General features: G+C 55.7%; 15 protein-coding genes. 9 read left to right on the top strand and 6 right to left on the bottom strand.

Going from position 1 to position 14,797, the window contains the following annotated elements:
- Positions 1 to 154 precede the first annotated feature (154 nt).
- Together AV656_RS11665 and AV656_RS11660 are read right to left on the bottom strand one after the other, a co-directional pair.
- Positions 155 to 892, bottom strand: coding sequence for a DUF6843 domain-containing protein (locus AV656_RS11665; protein WP_156484857.1), 738 nt, complete (start codon positions 890 to 892; stop codon positions 155 to 157).
- A 139-nt stretch (positions 893 to 1,031) separates the two neighbouring features.
- The gene (locus AV656_RS11660) at positions 1,032 to 3,143 is read right to left on the bottom strand and encodes a catalase (RefSeq protein WP_063182151.1); all 2,112 of its coding nucleotides are present in this window, start codon (positions 3,141 to 3,143) and stop codon (positions 1,032 to 1,034) included.
- 179 nt (positions 3,144 to 3,322) lie between these two features.
- On the opposite strand from AV656_RS11660, the gene AV656_RS11655 reads away from it, so the two are divergent.
- From AV656_RS11655 to AV656_RS11630, 6 genes are all read left to right on the top strand, one after another.
- Positions 3,323 to 4,588, top strand: coding sequence for a flavin-dependent oxidoreductase (locus tag AV656_RS11655; RefSeq protein ID WP_063182149.1), 1,266 nt, complete (start codon positions 3,323 to 3,325; stop codon positions 4,586 to 4,588).
- Positions 4,581 to 4,874, top strand: a complete 294-nt coding sequence (locus AV656_RS11650; RefSeq protein WP_063182147.1) for a Dabb family protein — start codon at positions 4,581 to 4,583, stop codon at positions 4,872 to 4,874. The genes AV656_RS11655 and AV656_RS11650 overlap by 8 nt, the downstream gene beginning before the upstream one ends.
- 38 nt (positions 4,875 to 4,912) lie before the next feature.
- On the top strand, positions 4,913 to 5,218 hold the full coding sequence (locus AV656_RS11645; protein ID WP_063182145.1) for a monooxygenase: 306 nt from the start codon (positions 4,913 to 4,915) through the stop codon (positions 5,216 to 5,218).
- Positions 5,219 to 5,653: 435 nt separating this feature from the next.
- Positions 5,654 to 7,213 carry a spore germination protein gene (locus AV656_RS11640; RefSeq protein ID WP_063182144.1) on the top strand — a complete coding sequence of 520 codons (1,560 nt, stop codon included), beginning with the start codon at positions 5,654 to 5,656 and terminating at the stop codon, positions 7,211 to 7,213.
- A complete protein-coding gene (locus AV656_RS11635; protein WP_063182142.1) occupies positions 7,210 to 8,301 on the top strand; it encodes a GerAB/ArcD/ProY family transporter in 1,092 nt (363 codons plus the stop codon). Before AV656_RS11640 ends, AV656_RS11635 begins: the two co-directional genes overlap by 4 nt.
- Positions 8,298 to 9,530: a Ger(x)C family spore germination protein gene (locus tag AV656_RS11630; RefSeq protein WP_063182140.1), complete on the top strand. Its 1,233-nt coding sequence runs from the start codon at positions 8,298 to 8,300 to the stop codon at positions 9,528 to 9,530. The genes AV656_RS11635 and AV656_RS11630 overlap by 4 nt, the downstream gene beginning before the upstream one ends.
- Positions 9,531 to 9,615: 85 nt before the next feature.
- Here the strand turns inward: AV656_RS11630 and AV656_RS11625 are convergent, their stop codons facing one another.
- The 4 genes from AV656_RS11625 to AV656_RS11610 all read right to left on the bottom strand — a co-directional run bounded on the left by AV656_RS11625 (position 9,616) and on the right by AV656_RS11610 (position 12,841).
- Positions 9,616 to 9,819, bottom strand: a complete 204-nt coding sequence (locus tag AV656_RS11625; RefSeq protein WP_063182138.1) for an alpha/beta-type small acid-soluble spore protein — start codon at positions 9,817 to 9,819, stop codon at positions 9,616 to 9,618.
- A 74-nt stretch (positions 9,820 to 9,893) separates the two neighbouring features.
- On the bottom strand, positions 9,894 to 10,820 hold the full coding sequence (locus tag AV656_RS11620; RefSeq protein ID WP_063182136.1) for a DsbA family protein: 927 nt from the start codon (positions 10,818 to 10,820) through the stop codon (positions 9,894 to 9,896).
- The gene (locus tag AV656_RS11615) at positions 10,820 to 11,161 is read right to left on the bottom strand and encodes a winged helix-turn-helix transcriptional regulator (protein ID WP_063182134.1); all 342 of its coding nucleotides are present in this window, start codon (positions 11,159 to 11,161) and stop codon (positions 10,820 to 10,822) included. Before AV656_RS11615 ends, AV656_RS11620 begins: the two co-directional genes overlap by 1 nt.
- Positions 11,162 to 11,374: 213 nt before the next feature.
- The gene (locus AV656_RS11610) at positions 11,375 to 12,841 is read right to left on the bottom strand and encodes a SulP family inorganic anion transporter (protein WP_063182132.1); all 1,467 of its coding nucleotides are present in this window, start codon (positions 12,839 to 12,841) and stop codon (positions 11,375 to 11,377) included.
- Between the two features lie 125 nt (positions 12,842 to 12,966).
- Here AV656_RS11610 and AV656_RS11605 point away from each other — a divergent pair, with 125 nt between their 5' ends.
- The 3 genes from AV656_RS11605 (at position 12,967) to fosB (ending at position 14,623) form a co-directional block, all read left to right on the top strand.
- Positions 12,967 to 13,521 carry a recombinase family protein gene (locus AV656_RS11605; protein ID WP_063182130.1) on the top strand — a complete coding sequence of 185 codons (555 nt, stop codon included), beginning with the start codon at positions 12,967 to 12,969 and terminating at the stop codon, positions 13,519 to 13,521.
- Between the two features lie 52 nt (positions 13,522 to 13,573).
- Positions 13,574 to 14,032: a GNAT family N-acetyltransferase gene (locus AV656_RS11600; RefSeq protein WP_063182128.1), complete on the top strand. Its 459-nt coding sequence runs from the start codon at positions 13,574 to 13,576 to the stop codon at positions 14,030 to 14,032.
- Positions 14,033 to 14,200: 168 nt separating this feature from the next.
- The gene (fosB, locus tag AV656_RS11595; RefSeq protein ID WP_063182126.1) at positions 14,201 to 14,623 is read left to right on the top strand and encodes a metallothiol transferase FosB; all 423 of its coding nucleotides are present in this window, start codon (positions 14,201 to 14,203) and stop codon (positions 14,621 to 14,623) included.
- Positions 14,624 to 14,797: the final 174 nt, after the last annotated feature.

The raw sequence follows: 14,797 nt of genomic DNA, 5'->3' as shown, positions 1-14,797 counted from the left end.
GAATGCTTCCTGATCATGAATGGATGACTCGATTCGCGTCTTTTGTCCGGAAATACCAGTTGGAAGGCAAGGGGGATCTGAATTGATGAAGTGACTCCTATGTGAGGACCGCTTTTTCATATCGCATGATCTTGTCTTGAGGCTGATGCTACTGTCACCAGGGCGATTCTCCAGAACTTTCAACCGCCGGGCATCCCTCTGTTTCAACTTCCTTGGAACCAAATAGTTGAAAATAGTAGGTCCGCTCTGGCTTGCCTTCTTCCTGTATAGAACCATTGGCCCCGAAAAGGATGTTCTCTCGTGGAAGTTCCTGCACTTTATTTCCGACTTCATCCACGAAAAATGCTCTTAATTGTAATGGGCCTGAGTTTTCATTGCTTACCCAGCCGAATTCCATCGGAGAGGAAGTATTGATGATTCCGCCATCGGGGACATGATAGACGATTTCATTGTCATTGTCTTCAACTTTCAATGGCGGGGCGCCTTCCACCTCATAGTTGATCAAGACGCACCCTTTAAAACCCAGCGGCAACAAGTAGGTCTGGTCAACCCCTGGTTGGCTGGAGATCGCGGATAGGTAGATCAAGGCAGCGACAAACAAGACGGATAAAGTCATGCCTGCCCGTCGTGTAATAGAGCCGGTTCTATCATTCCAAAGGCCGAGGAACAGGGCATAGACCAGGAGCGCCACCCCTGCCATCGTTGCAGAATAGAAACCGAATTTGAAGAAAGACATGATGAGATAGCTGAGAAGCAATGTCATGGCGCCTCCTGATACCAGCGGAAGCATGCCGGACTTAAAGAACTTTTGAAGGAACAGACGGACAGCAAATCCGATTCCGGCACTGATGAGCATTGAAAACGCGCCCGCATACAGCATGGTTAAATACAAGGTAGTCCACACTCCTGTTCCGCATCGTTTTATCCTGTTATATCCAAGTGTAACCGTTTGGGCAGGGTGATAGGTTTCGTGATTTTAAAAAATACTGTCTCAGGTTTTCAGCTTTCGCTGAACCCGAGACAGTACTTTCCTACGTTCGATTCCAAAACCTCATCTTCCCGATCGCCTTCACAAACTCTTCCTCGAAGTACTCGTTGTCCGCCGCATAGATGACGCCGGCGAGGTTGTTCTGCGGAGTGGCCTGAACGTAAATCTGACCGGTCGTGGCGACGCCGATCGGCTTGAAATGGGTGTAGGCGACGCGGACAAATTCGACGATGTCTCGGTCGAATTTCTTTTGGTCCCTGGCTTTGCCGCCGACGACGTAGACCGAGTCGACGAGGTACGGGCTGTAGGTGAGGAAGGTTTCGTCCACTTTAAGCATCGAGCCGTCGGATGCCTGGACAGGGTTGAGGGTGTCGGAGATGATGGCGATAAAGACGCCATTCCGCTTCAGGGTCTCGAGGGTCTGGGCGACTTCCTCGCAGTCATAGCCGTCGCCGATCAGGACGCCGACTTTCTGGGTGGTCGGGTATTTCGGCGTGCTGTATTGGCTCAGCGACGGGTAGCGCTCCTCTGCATCAACCTGGGAGTTCTTCGAGCGCCGGACGCCGATGTTGTTGGCGACGACGGCGGCCATGCCTTCGTCGACCTTGGCGAGGATATCGACGTTCTGTTCGCGGACGGAGATGTTCCTGCACCGGCCGAGCTGATAGCTGAGCGCCTCGATTGTGTGCTGTTTCTCGATCGGGGTAAGGGAGTTCCAGAAGATCCTTGGCTGCGAGAAGAAATCACTGAACGACTCGCTCCGGGCGCGGATCTTGTGGCCCTCCACCCGTGTCGGATAGTATTCGTAGCCGCCTTCATCCACCGGGACGGTGTACGGGGTGTTGTCGGCAAGCGAGTTCTGGTGGTAGTTCACCTGGTCCGTGTCGATCCGGTAGCGCATCACACCGCGACGGGTGTTGTTCGTGAACGGGCAGAGCGGCCGGTTGATGGGAAGGTCCTGGAAGTTGTTGCTGCCGAGCCGGTGGTACTGGGCACTCTGGTAGGCCATGAGGCGGCCCTGCAGCACGGGATCGTTCGAGAAGTCGATGCCCGGGACGACGTTCGCCGGGTTGAAGGCAACCTGTTCGGATTCGGCGTGTTCGTTGGAGATGTTGCGGTTCAGTTTCATCTTGCCGATCAGTTTGACCGGTACGACTTCCTCAGGCCAGAACTTGGCGGGATCGAGCACGTCGAAGTCGAAGCTGAACTCGTCTTCCATCGAAATCAGCTGGACGCCGAGCTCATACTCCGGATAATAGCCCTTGTCGATCGCTTCCCGGAGGTCACGGCGGTGGAAGTCCGGGTCGATGCCGCCGATTTTGATCGCTTCGTCCTGCAGCAGCGAGTGGACGCCGAGCACCGGCTTCCAGACGAATCGGACGAACGTCGGAACGCCTTTCGCGTTCACGAACAGGTAGGTGTTGATCGCCCAGGACTCCATCATCCGGTAGCTTCTGAGGATGCCGCGGTCCGACATGACCCAGAGCGTCATGTGGAGGGCTTCCTGGTTGTTCGCGACGTAATCCCAGAAACGGTCGTGGGCGCCGGTGGCGGTCGGGATGCCTTCATCCTGCTTGGCCTGGTAAGCGTGGATGACATCCGGGAACTTCATCGCATCTTGGTTGATCAGGACCGGCATCGCGATTGTCGTCAGGTCATAGTTGCCTTCTTCTGTGTAGAATTTCACACCCTTGCAGCGCAGGTCGCGCGCGGTGTCGTATGAGCCGCGCGGCCCCTGTACAGTGGAGAACCGGACAAATGTCGGTGTCTTCTTGCCCGGCTTCTGCAGGAATCCGGCCTTCGTGAACTCGGCCATCGACTCGTAGCACTCGAACTCCCCGTAGGCGCCGTAGCCCCGTGCGTGGACGATCCGCTCCGGGATCTCTTCGCGCAGGAAGTGGGTCATCTTCTCGAAAAACAGAAAGTCCTGCCGGAGTGCCGGGCCGCGTACGCCCGCCTTCAGCTGCTCGGAATCACCCGCCTTCTTCACGGAGCCGTTTGTCGTCATCGGGTTGTCGGTGTTCTTGATGCGGTACTCGTCTAGCTGCTGTTGCTTGGGGTTATCGGGACCTTCGAAACCTTCGAAGCCTTTATAGTCGTCACTGCCTTCGCCGCCTTGGCCTTCATTTTCCGGACCAGGAGGAAATCGATCCATGTCATCACCCGTCCTTTCTTTTCCATTCCATTCGCCTGTAAATGTATGCAAAGGGGAAGAGGGACATTCTAGCCCAAGCATTCATTCGGAATTAACGGACGATTCAGGCGAAATGAGGCTGAAGGGGTGTATAATGAGGTCGGGGAAATCATACAGCAAGACGTCAGGAGAGATTAGAGATGACGAATGTGAAATCGGCCATCATCGCCGGCGGAGGCATTGGCGGGCTCGTCACGGCGCTCCAACTGCACAGGGCCGGCGTTAACGTGAAAGTGTTCGAGAGCGTCTCGGAAATCCGTGCGCTCGGTGTCGGAATTAACCTGTTGCCGCACGCGGTACGGGTACTGACCGAGCTTGGGCTGGAAGAAAAGCTGGAAGCGGCGGGCCTTCCGACAAGGGAACTGATCTATGTGAATAAATTCGGGAACCGGATCTGGCAGGAAGACCGGGGAAAGCACGCAGGCTACAAGTGGTCGCAGTACTCGATCCACCGCGGACGCCTGCAGATGCTGCTATTGGATGCAGTGAAAGAGCGCCTCGGGGAGGGAGCGGTGCGGACCGGGCACCATCTAGAGTCGTTCCAAGAAACAGAGGGCGGCGTCACCGCGCGATTTGTGGATAAGAAGTCCGGCGAGCCGCTCGGGGAACATTCCGCAGATGTGCTCATCGCGGCGGACGGCATTCATTCCGTCGTACGCAGGCATTATTATCCCGACGAAGGGCTTCCGAAGTACGGCAAGCGGATCCTCTGGCGTGCCGTGACGGAAGGCGATCCTTACCTGAGCGGCCGGTCGATGATCATGGCGGGTCACCAGAACCAGAAGTTCGTCGCCTACCCGATCGGTCCGGAGGAAGAGGCGCGCGGCCGCTCGCTCATCAACTGGATTGCAGAGCTCTGGGTAGATAACATGCCGGAGCCAGCGGACTGGAACAAGTCGATCGACAGGGAAAAGTTCGCTTCTGCGTTTGCAGGCTGGGACTTCGGCTGGCTGGACGTGCCGAAGCTGATCAAGGGGGCGGAGGCCGTCTATGAGTTCCCGATGGTCGACCGCGACCCGCTCCCGCAGTGGTCGTTCGGGCGCGTGACACTTCTCGGCGATGCAGCGCACCCGATGTATCCGATCGGCTCGAACGGGGCATCGCAGGCGATCCTCGATTCGGAAGCGCTCCGCATCGCCATCGAAGCACAGCCGGAAGCCGAGTCCGCCCTGAAAGCGTATGAAGCCGAGCGGCTCGGCCCAACGTCTCAGATCGTCCGGACAAACCGGCAGAACGGCCCGGAAGTCGTCATGCAGATGGCCGAGGAACGGGCGCCGAACGGATTTGAGGACATCGAGGACGTCATCCCTCGGAAAGAACTGGAGGCTGTCGCCAACCGGTACAAGCGGATCGCCGGCTTCGACAGGGAATCGCTCAATCAGAAAGCGGCCGTCACCAATGATTGAGCACATCGCACTCCTGAAGTTCTCCCCGGAGACGACCCAGGAACAGAAGGAAGAGCTGATCCGCCGGACACTCGCGCTGAAGGGCAATATCCCGGGCATCGTGGACATCCGTCAGGGAATGAACTTCTCGGACAGGAGCAAAGGCTATGAGATGGGACTCACCGTCCGCTTTGAAGACCGTGCGGCGCTCGACGCGTACGGCACCCATCCCAATCACCTGGAAATCGTGGATTATCTGAAGGAAATCGGAATCGAAGACAGCATCTTTGTCGATTTTGAGTGTTGAGCGAATAGTGGGTGTTCAATCAAAAGGAGGGCAATTCAATGCCAGTATTGCTGCAGGTTGATTTCAAGACAGACGGTCCATTTGGACAGGAGATGTCCGAAGCCTACGCGGACCTCGCACAAAGCATCACCAAAGAACCGGGCTTCCTCTGGAAGATCTGGACGGAAAACGCGGAAGACAGGGAAGCCGGAGGCATTTACCTGTTCGAGACGAAACAGCATGCAGAGGACTACCTCACGATGCACACCGCCCGCCTCGAAAGCTTCGGCATCACCGGCATCCGCGGCCGCATCTTCGACGTAAACGCCCCGCTGACTGAGATGACATCGGGGCCTGTCAGATGAAAAGAAGTCGATTGGAATACTGATAAGCTTGTCTAGTCTAAGTCGCAATAAGACTGTATTTAAGCCTAATTAAGGTACATCGTACGGCCGGGTTCTTAGCCGTTTTTTCTGAACGAATTGGGTTATTACTGAAAAGCTCTCCTTATAACGGATTGGAGCGGAAGGCCCGAGACACCTGCGGGAAAAGCGTTAGCCGAAGACCCCGCAGAGCGCAGCTCGAGGAGGCTAAGGCAACGCCCGCGGTAAGCGAAGGGCCTGTAGCGGAAATCCGCACGGATTCCATAAAAGATGAAACCCAAGATGATTCCGGCATGATGCCGGGATCATTTTTTATATCCCAAGACTCCCATTCTTTTCTGAGAAACATGGTTAACTCAAAGAATTTCAGTCCATCCTTCTTCTATGAATCCATCCCTATAAGGGGAGGTGCAGAAGATGAGTGATTTCCTGAAGCGGCTGTTCAGTGGGGATTCGGCAGAGGACCGGTCGGCCCTGAACCAGGTCCCGAACGACCCGTTTTCGGACCGGCTTGAAGACAATGTCAAGCAGCTGGAGGACCTGTTTCTCTATCCCGCCAACGACGCCCTGAAGTCCAGGGCATTGAGCATACCGTCCATTAATCGCCGTGCAAGGGTGCTGTTTATCGCGGGCGCCGCTGATACGGAGAAGATCAACGACCATATCATCAGGCCTCTCCTGGCTTCCCAACCGGCAGAGGAGGGGAAAGAGCCGTCGGTTGATGACATCAAAGACAACACCCTGACCATCACCGGCAGCGAGACCATCGCTGACTTTCGGGAAGCAGTCCGGCGCCTGATCAACGGCAGTACCGTCATCCTGATCGACGGCGAGAAAAATGCCATCGCGGCGGATACCGCCGGATTCGAAAAACGCTCCGTGAGCGAACCGACCCGGGAGATTGTCATTAAAGGGCCCAACAATGCCTTTGTGGAAGCGACTGATGTCAACCAATCCCTCATCCGCAGGCAGCTCAAGGACCACCGGCTCGTATCTGAGACGGTGACCGTCGGCAAGGAATCCCCGCAGAATGTGTCGGTCCTTTACCTGGACAACATCGTGGACAAGACGCTGGTCCAGAACGTGAAGGACCGCATTGCCCGAGTGGACAAGGATGCAGTCCTGACGCTTTCCGCACTGGAGGAACTGATCGAGGAGCGGCCTTATTCACTGTTTCCTTCCATCATGACGACGGAGCGGCCGGACCGGACAAGTTCCTTTCTGCTGGAAGGGCATGTCGTGCTCCTCATGGACAATTCGCCCGAAGCGCTCATCGCCCCGATCACGTTCTGGTCGCTGTTCCATACGGCGGAGGACCAGTTTCTCCGGTGGGCATACGGAAATTTTGCCAGGATCATGCGGCTGATCGCCCTGTTTACCGCATTGCTCGTGCCGGCCATCTACCTGGCCGTCATCACGTTCCATCCGGAAATGATTCCGACCGACCTGCTGCTGGCCATTGCGGGGACACGCGAGCGCGTGCCGTTTCCCTCTCTGATGGAATTGCTCCTGATGGAGATCACGTTCGAGATCCTGAGGGAGGCGGGGGTCCGGGTACCGACCCCACTCGGGACCACCATCGGGATTGTCGGCGCGCTGATCCTCGGCCAGGCGGCCGTGCAGGCCAACCTGGTCAGCCCCTTGCTAGTTGTGGTGATCGCGATCACCGGCCTGTCTTCCTTTGCGCTTCCGGACCTGGGGCTCAGTGTCATGGTACGCATCCTGCGTTTCGGTTTTATTCTCGCTGCTTTTCTGCTTGGGTTTATCGGCATCGCCCTAGCATTTGCAGCTCTGCTGGCCTATGCCGCGTCGATCAAGTCGTTCGGCGTGCCATTTTTCTCGCCGCTGTCCCCGCATATGCCGTCTTCACGGGATCTGTTTTTGCGGCCGATCTCCAGGAAGCAGAATCTTCGTCCCCAGTCTCTCAGTCCGCAGGAATCCAAGCGGACTGAACAGGAAGGAGGGGCCGGCTCATGATCCGGGTGTCGGACGGAAAAATCGGAGGCAGAGAATTTTTCGCCATCATCTATTCGATGATGGCGATCCGCATTACGAATTCAACGCCCAATCTGCTGCTGGATTCGGGCATCACGGCGGCTTGGATGATGCCTCTGCTTTCGGCAGCCTTTCTGTTGGGGCCCCTGCTTTTGCTGCTGCCGCTCTTGAAAAAACACAATATCGGCCTGGTCGACTTGCTTTACAAACTGACCGGGAATGCTTTTGGACGGCTGATCACGCTCGCCCTGTTTGTGGCCATCTTTTCCTCGACCTCGCTCAACGGCCGCAATTACGCGGACATCGTCACCACGATGTATTATCCGGAAACTTCCGTCCTCTTGATCATGGTGGTGCTGATTTTGGGTGCATCGTTCTATATCGCCCACAGGGGACTGGAAGCGGTCAGCCGGACCGCTCTGCTCGTGGTCCCTGTCTTCATGCTGACCTCTGTTTTTCTGATCATCAGTGTGGCCAGTCAGCTCAACTACTATTATGTGTTTCCGATTGCCGGCTCCGGAGCGGGGACAATACTGAAAGACAGTGTGGCATACAGCGCTTTTTACGGGGATATCATCCTCATCGGCATTCTGTATGCCTATGTCCGTTCACATGGGGCATTCCGTAAAGCGGCGCTGTGGGGGCTATGGGTGCCTGCTTTCAAGATGGCGGTGTTTCTGGCGGTCTACGTGATGATGTTCGACTATCCTGCCGTGCAGAATATCGCGTTTCCTTATCATCACCTGACGAGGATGGCGATGATCGGAACGGTGGCCAACCATGTGGAAGCAGTCTTCCTGGCGCTCTGGTTTATCGGGGCATCTCTCCACTTTGCCATTTATCTGTACTTGTCCGCTTTCTTGCTCGGCAAAGTGATCAACTACAGGGAATTCGAGTATCTGATCTTGCCGCTGGCTGGGATTGCCGTCGTGCTGGGCATGATTCCGGACAACCATCTTCAGGGTGAGCAGTGGAGGAAGCTTCTCCTTGAGGTCAGCTCGGGTCTGTTCCTGCTGCTGCCTGTGCTGTTATGGGTATTGGACAGGTTTAGAAAGAAGGCGAAACCATGAGAAGGATCGGATGGAAGTTGGGGATTGTGCTTGCGGCTCTGTTTTTGTCCGGGTGCGGGGAGCGGCTGGAGCTGGAAATGCAGGCGTTTGTTGTCGCAATCGGGTTGGATAAAGCCGAGAAAGAAAATCTCATAGAGGTGACCTTCCAGATCTCCAATCCGCAGGTGAATACATCCCAGGCGGCGGAAGCACAGAAGGAACCGCCGGCGGACATTGTTACCATCACCGCCCCCGATCTGCTGTCTGCCAAGGAAATGGCGCAGTCCTCCCTGCCCAGGAAAATCACGTTCAGCCATCTGGAGACGATCCTCATCGGAGAAGAGCTCGCCAGGGATAAACTGTTCAAACATATCATCGGCTCTGCGATTATCGACCCCGAGATGAGGCGGGAAGCGATGATGATCGTTACAAAAGAACCCGCCAAGGACTTTATCAAGAACAACAACCCGACGATGGAAACCCGGCCGCACAAGTACTATGAGTTCATCAGACAGAATTGGAAGCATACCGGCTACGTCCCGTTGTCCAACCTGAACACCTTCTACCAGCGTACGGATCATGAACTGTTCCTGGCGGTTTACGCCACGGCCCAAAGAGATCCCGAGGAACATGAAAACGATGATACGTATCTGGCGGGCCAGGTGCCGCAGAGTTCGGGAGACCCCGTCCAGATGATGGGATCGGCGATCTTAAGGAATGGCCAAATGATCGGGACTCTGGATGGGGAGGAAACACGGCTCTCGCAGCTGCTCAGAAGGAAGAATCTGATCGAGGCCATGACAGCCTCCTTCCCTGACCCCGCCAATGAGGAATACCGCATATCCGTCGTCTTCAACAGATCCGAAAACTCCAAAATCCGGGTGAATACGGACCGGTCGCCGGCCAAAGTCGAAGTGATGGTGCCCATGAAGATGCGCATCAACTCCAACCTTTCGCTTGAGGACTATACGCGCAACGAGGAAAGGCAAAAAAGACTTGTCAAAGCCGTCGAAGAACGATTGGAGAAGAAATCTGATGAATTGGTCATGAAACTGCAGGAAGAATACGGGGGAGAGCCGTTTGTCTGGTACGCGGCTACCCGGAAAAACTTCTGGACCATGAAGCAATTCGAAGATTACGGGTGGAGTGAGCACTTTACCGAAGCCGATGTCGACATTGATTTTGAGATCGAAATAGAAAGCTTCGGCGAACAGATCCGCCCGCCGAGCCTGAAACAGGGCGGAAAATAATAAGAACCGCCGGAAGGGTTGAAGGCCCTCCGGCGGTTCTTTTGTATGGCGGATTTGGGTAGGGACATACTGATTTCAGGGCGGATTACTGGCCGCCGTTTTTCATTTGCTGTTGAGCTTGGGCAACCAGGCGCTTCGTGATTTCTCCGCCGACGGAACCGTTGGCACGCGCTGTTGTGTTTTCTCCAAGCTGAACACCGAACTCCCGTGCAATCTCTTCCTTCATCTGGTCGAGTGCCTGGCGTACGCCCGGTACAACGAGTTTGTTGGAATTGTTGTTGTTTGGCATGTGGTTTTCGCCTCCTTTGTGCAGTTAGAATAACCGCTGGAGGCAGAACGATTCGATGTGATATTTTCCAGTGCTTACTTCTGAAGGAAACTCGTTTCGCCGAGCACCTCATCCGTTTCAAACGAGCCGTCCGGAAGCTCGCGTGCGACGAAGCTGCTCACTTCTTCTTGAGAGATATTGTAGAGCACCTCGATTTCTTTGGAGAAAAGCCGCTTTTCTTTCCCCAGGACGGTCTGGAGTGTTGGCGTGTCCGCCGCTTTCGGTTCGCCTTCGGTGAGGACCTGCTTCAGCGCTTCTTCGTACGCTTCAAGCGGGCGGGCACCGACGATTTTCACGCCCTGCTGGTTTTTGTTCACGAGGACGATTGTCGGGAAGCCGCGGGCGCCGAGGCTGGCCGCCGTGCGGAAATCTTCTTGGAGTAGCTGCTGTGCTTCCGGTGTTTCGGATTCTTTTACAATGGCGTCTCCGTCAAGACCGAGTCCGTCGACGATTTCCTTCAGGACGGCGGCATCGGAAATGTTGCGGTTGAAGGCGAACAGCTCTTCGCGGGCGCGGCGCAGGAACACCGGTGCAAGTGAAGGATCGTGCTTTTGGACGACCTTGAATACGCGGGACGGGATGAACGAAGACGTGACGGGATCCGTGTGCCAGAGCGTTCCGTCGATCGGCATCCGGCTGTGCTCGCCGACTTCCCGCCAGTGGGACGCGACGTCTTCAGGGCCGGAAATTCCGTTGGCCCGGTCGGCAAATCCGTCCCATTTCTCAAGCAGGCCGCCCATGACCGTATGGACGTTCAGGTGATTGGCATAGCGCTCCGTAAATGCGCGGAACTGCGGCTCAAGCGCCCAGCAGTGCGAGCAGATCGGGTCGGTCACATAATACAGGTCGACTTTTTCCTTCGGCTGGCTGAAGTCAAGCATCTGGAAGCCGCTCGTGTTTTCCTCTCCCGGGACGCCGCATACGCCGGTTTCCATATCGCAGATCAGGTTGTTTTTGTTCATCATTGTTCCTCCTTTGTTGGGGTGAGTTGGACGTCGAGATGTTGCTGGGCCCACTCTTGGATGGGTTTCAGGCTTTCGGCCAGTGCCGCGCCTTTGTCCGTCAGACGGTAAAGGATGCTGATGGACGGGTCTTGGTGGACGGTCTTTTCGATGAGGCCGGCCTCGGTCAGTTCGGTGAGCTTAAGTGACAGCGCACGGGGCGTCATGCCCGCGAGGTCCTGCTTCATCTCCGAGAAGTGGGCGGCGTAATTTTCGCGGGACCACAGATAGTGGACCAGCTGGCCGTTCCACTTTTTCCCGAGGATCTGAAAAGCCGCCTCCATATAGGGACAAGTCTGCAAGGGCACGCCTCCTTTGATGTGTTTGCTTTGTTGTATACTTAGTATATCAAGTATAAAAAATATATCAAGGGCGAAAGACCGGGCAGAGCTAACGAATGTCCAGGAGAGGGCAGTGAAAGACCAAGCAGAGGCAATAAGAGGCCAAGCAAAGACAACGAAAGACCAAGAAGACGGCTCCGGATAGGATTCCGGAGCCGCCTTGAGTCGCAGTAGTTATTCGGTTGTGGCCGCGATGGCCGTTTCGTTTGTATAGACGGCCTGCCTGTCGATGATCCGGCGGCTGGAGGCGTTCAGGCCCTGGACGGTGACATCGTTGCCGTTTTCCCTGAGCTTCAGGACCGCCTTGTCAATCGCACCGACCGCAGAGTCGTCCCATACATGGGAGTCGGTGAAGTCAATGCGAATGTCTTTATTCTGCTCGGTCAGGTCGATGCCTGCGAGGAAGTCCTCAACCGAAGCAAAGAACAGCTGGCCCTGGACGCTGTACAGGATGCCGGCGTCCGTAAGCTTTTTCTCGACCTTGATTTTGGAGATTTTGACGACGAAGAAGATTGCGCTGAGGATGACACCGGCGATGACGCCTTTGGACAGGTCGTGTGTGGCCACGACGATCGCCATCGTGACAACCATGACTGCCGCATCCGACTTCGGTGCTTTCCTGAGGTACGTGAACGAGCCCCAGTCGAACGTGCCGATCGATACCATGATCATGATGCCGACGAGGACCGGCATCGGAATCTGGACGACGAGGTCGCCGAGGACGATGATCAGGAACATGAGCAGGAGACCCGCCGTCAGTGTGGACAGCCGACCGCGTCCGCCGCTTTTCACGTTGATGACCGACTGGCCGATCATCGCGCAGCCCGCCATTCCGCCGAAGAATCCGTTGATGACGTTCGCGATGCCCTGGCCGCGCGCTTCTCTGTTTTTATTGCTTCCCGTGTCGGTCATGTCGTCGACAATCTGGGAAGTGAGGAGCGACTCAAGCAGCCCGACGATTGCGAGCGCGAGCGAGTACGGGAAGATGATCGCGAGTGTTTCCAGGTTAAATGGAACATTCGGGATCAGGAATGCCGGGAGCGTCTGCGAAATCGTGCCGAGGTCGCCGACCGTGCGAAGCTCGAAGCCGGAGAAGATCGCCACCGCCGTCAGGATGACAATCGCGATTAGCGGAGCGGGAATCGCACGGAAGAACCGCGGGACGATATAGACAATTGCGAGCGTGATCGCGACGAATACATAGGTCATGTTATTGATGCCGAGGAAGTGCGGCACCTGCGCCATGAAAATCAGGATCGCCAGCGAGTTGACGAAGCCGATCATGACAGCACGGGGAATGAATTTCATCAGCTTTGCGATCTTCAGTACACCGAAAAGGATCTGGATGACCCCGGTGAGGATCGTCGCCGCAAGAAGATAATCCAGTCCGTGCTCGCGGACGAGCGGCACCATGAGAAGCGCCATCGCGCCGGTCGCCGCCGAAATCATGCCCGGCCGCCCGCCGACGAAGGCGATGATGACCGCAATACAGAAGGAGGCATATAAGCCGACCATCGGGTCCACGCCTGCTATGATGGAAAAGGCGATGGCCTCGGGAATCAGGGCGAGGGCCACAACGGTACCCGCCAGGATATCCCCCCGGACGTTGCCGAACCATTCTTTCTTTAATGTATCTATCAATTTTGGTACACCTCTTTATTGTAATCTGACTGACACATTCTAACATCGATTGTTCCAAAAGGGAACCCTTTTGGTCCTTTCTCCGTTTATAATGGGAACGAAGCTTTTCCGGAAAGGAGTCTATGATGAACTACGCATATATCCGCTGCCTGCCGTCCGACCGCGACATGGCGGCACAAAAGGAGACCCTCGGCACCCATCCGGTCGATGAATGGGTGCGGGAAGAGGAGTATCAGATCAATGAAGCACTCGATGCGCTATTGGAACGGCTCGGGGCAGGGGACGTGGTCTACGTCCACTCGCTCGTCACGCTCGCCCATTCGCCTGCACACCTCATGGCCGTGCTCGAACAGGTGTCGGAGAAAAAAGCCGTGATCCGATTCCACCGAGAGGAATTCGACTCCGAACAGCCGCTGTCGCTCACGCTGGAGCAGATGGTGCGCATGTTCACGGAATTCCAGTCTGAAACCGTGAGCCTTGCAACAAAGACCGGCATCGACCGCGCGCGGGAAAAAGGCGTATCCACCGGACGCCCGCGCAAAAAGGACAAAAACGTCCGCGAAGCACTCCGGATGTACCGCTCTAACTTATATACACTCGCCGAAATCCGCGAGAAAACGAACATCTCGAAAACGACACTCTACCGCTACCTGGCATTGGAGAAGGATGGGGAGGAGTGAGGAAAGCACGCGGTTACTGAGGGGAGGGGGCATATGATCCGGAAAGTGAGCCGTGAAGTTTTTAGGGGACGTGCTGGAGATTTACCAGGAAGGGATGGACACAGGCCTCGCGACATTCGAGACCCTGGTGCCTTCCGAAGAGGGGTGGGACCGGAAATTTCATCCTGAGCTCCGGTTCGTTTATGAAGAAAAAGGAAAGGTTCTCGGATGGGTATCACTCATGCCGTTCTCCGCACGTGACGTGTACCGCGGTGTCGGTGAAGTGAGCGTATACGTGAAACTGAATTCGGGAGGGAGCGGTATCGGTACACGGCTGCTGCGCCATCTCGAAGAAGAAGCGCGCCGTGCCGGATATTGGACACTGCAGGCCGCCATCTTCCAAGAAAATGTTGCAAGCATCCGCCTGCATGAGAAATGCGGATTCCGTATCGTCGGCATCCGCGAGAAAATCGCGAAGCGCGACGGCGCCTGGCGCAACAATGTGCTTATGGAAAAACGGATCGTGGAATGAAGTGAAGCGTGCAGCCGGTCTGGTCTGCATGCTTCTCTCTCTTTAGAGCTGGAATTCGCGAGAAGATACGTTTGGCTTGAGAGTTTACACGATCAGGGAGCGAGATTACATATTCACGCCGCAAGATTACACATTCATAATGGAGCCAAGAAGGAGGGGGAAGTGCAGATGACGATTAAGGGGATCAATCACTTCTTGTTTTCGGTGTCCGACCTGGACCGGTCCATCCAATTTTACAGTGAGGTTTTCGAAGCAAAGCTGCTCGTTAAGGGCAGGACCACTGCCTATTTCGATCTGAACGGGATGTGGCTCGCGCTCAATGAGGAGCTGGACATTCCTCGTCAGGAGATTCATGAGTCCTACACGCACATCGCCTTCACGGTCGGTGAAGCCGATTTCGACGGACAGGTCGCCAGACTCAAGGAGCTTGGCGTGAACATCCTGCCTGGCCGCGAAAGGGACGAGCGGGACCGGAAATCCGTCTACTTCACCGACCCAGACGGTCACAAGTTCGAGTTCCATACCGGGACGCTGGAAGACCGGCTGGACTATTACCGGCAGGAAAAGCCGCATATGACGTTTTATGAATGAATAGAAGCATGCAGCCCATGGCGGACTGCATGCTTACTGGTAAGGTCAATGATCAACACGTCCGCGAAAAATCAGCAAGCCGAATGCTGGCGGCGGGTGAGATTGTACAGTCGTCCCACGAGACTGCACATTCAATATGAAAAGGAAGCATGCAGCCCGGCCTGGGCGGCATGC

It is taken from the genome of Bhargavaea cecembensis, assembly GCF_001619585.1.
GTDB lineage: Bacteria > Bacillota > Bacilli > Bacillales_A > Planococcaceae > Bhargavaea > Bhargavaea cecembensis_A.
The sequence above is the reverse complement of the archived record's forward strand: the minus strand, read 5'-3'. Positions and strand labels throughout refer to the sequence as shown.

Excerpts from the sequence above, each read along its gene's own strand:
- AV656_RS11640 (WP_063182144.1), top strand. The coding sequence starts at position 5,654 with ATGAGTGATTTCCTGAAGCGGCTGTTCAGTGGGGATTCGGCAGAGGAC.
- fosB (WP_063182126.1), top strand. The coding sequence starts at position 14,201 with ATGACGATTAAGGGGATCAATCACTTCTTGTTTTCGGTGTCCGACCTG.
- AV656_RS11660 (WP_063182151.1), bottom strand. The coding sequence starts at position 3,143 with ATGGATCGATTTCCTCCTGGTCCGGAAAATGAAGGCCAAGGCGGCGAA.
- AV656_RS11630 (WP_063182140.1), top strand. The coding sequence starts at position 8,298 with ATGAGAAGGATCGGATGGAAGTTGGGGATTGTGCTTGCGGCTCTGTTT.
- AV656_RS11620 (WP_063182136.1), bottom strand. The coding sequence starts at position 10,820 with ATGAACAAAAACAACCTGATCTGCGATATGGAAACCGGCGTATGCGGC.
- AV656_RS11635 (WP_063182142.1), top strand. The coding sequence starts at position 7,210 with ATGATCCGGGTGTCGGACGGAAAAATCGGAGGCAGAGAATTTTTCGCC.
- AV656_RS11645 (WP_063182145.1), top strand. The coding sequence starts at position 4,913 with ATGCCAGTATTGCTGCAGGTTGATTTCAAGACAGACGGTCCATTTGGA.
- AV656_RS11625 (WP_063182138.1), bottom strand. The coding sequence starts at position 9,819 with ATGCCAAACAACAACAATTCCAACAAACTCGTTGTACCGGGCGTACGC.
- AV656_RS11655 (WP_063182149.1), top strand. The coding sequence starts at position 3,323 with ATGACGAATGTGAAATCGGCCATCATCGCCGGCGGAGGCATTGGCGGG.
- AV656_RS11605 (WP_063182130.1), top strand. The coding sequence starts at position 12,967 with ATGAACTACGCATATATCCGCTGCCTGCCGTCCGACCGCGACATGGCG.
- AV656_RS11650 (WP_063182147.1), top strand. The coding sequence starts at position 4,581 with ATGATTGAGCACATCGCACTCCTGAAGTTCTCCCCGGAGACGACCCAG.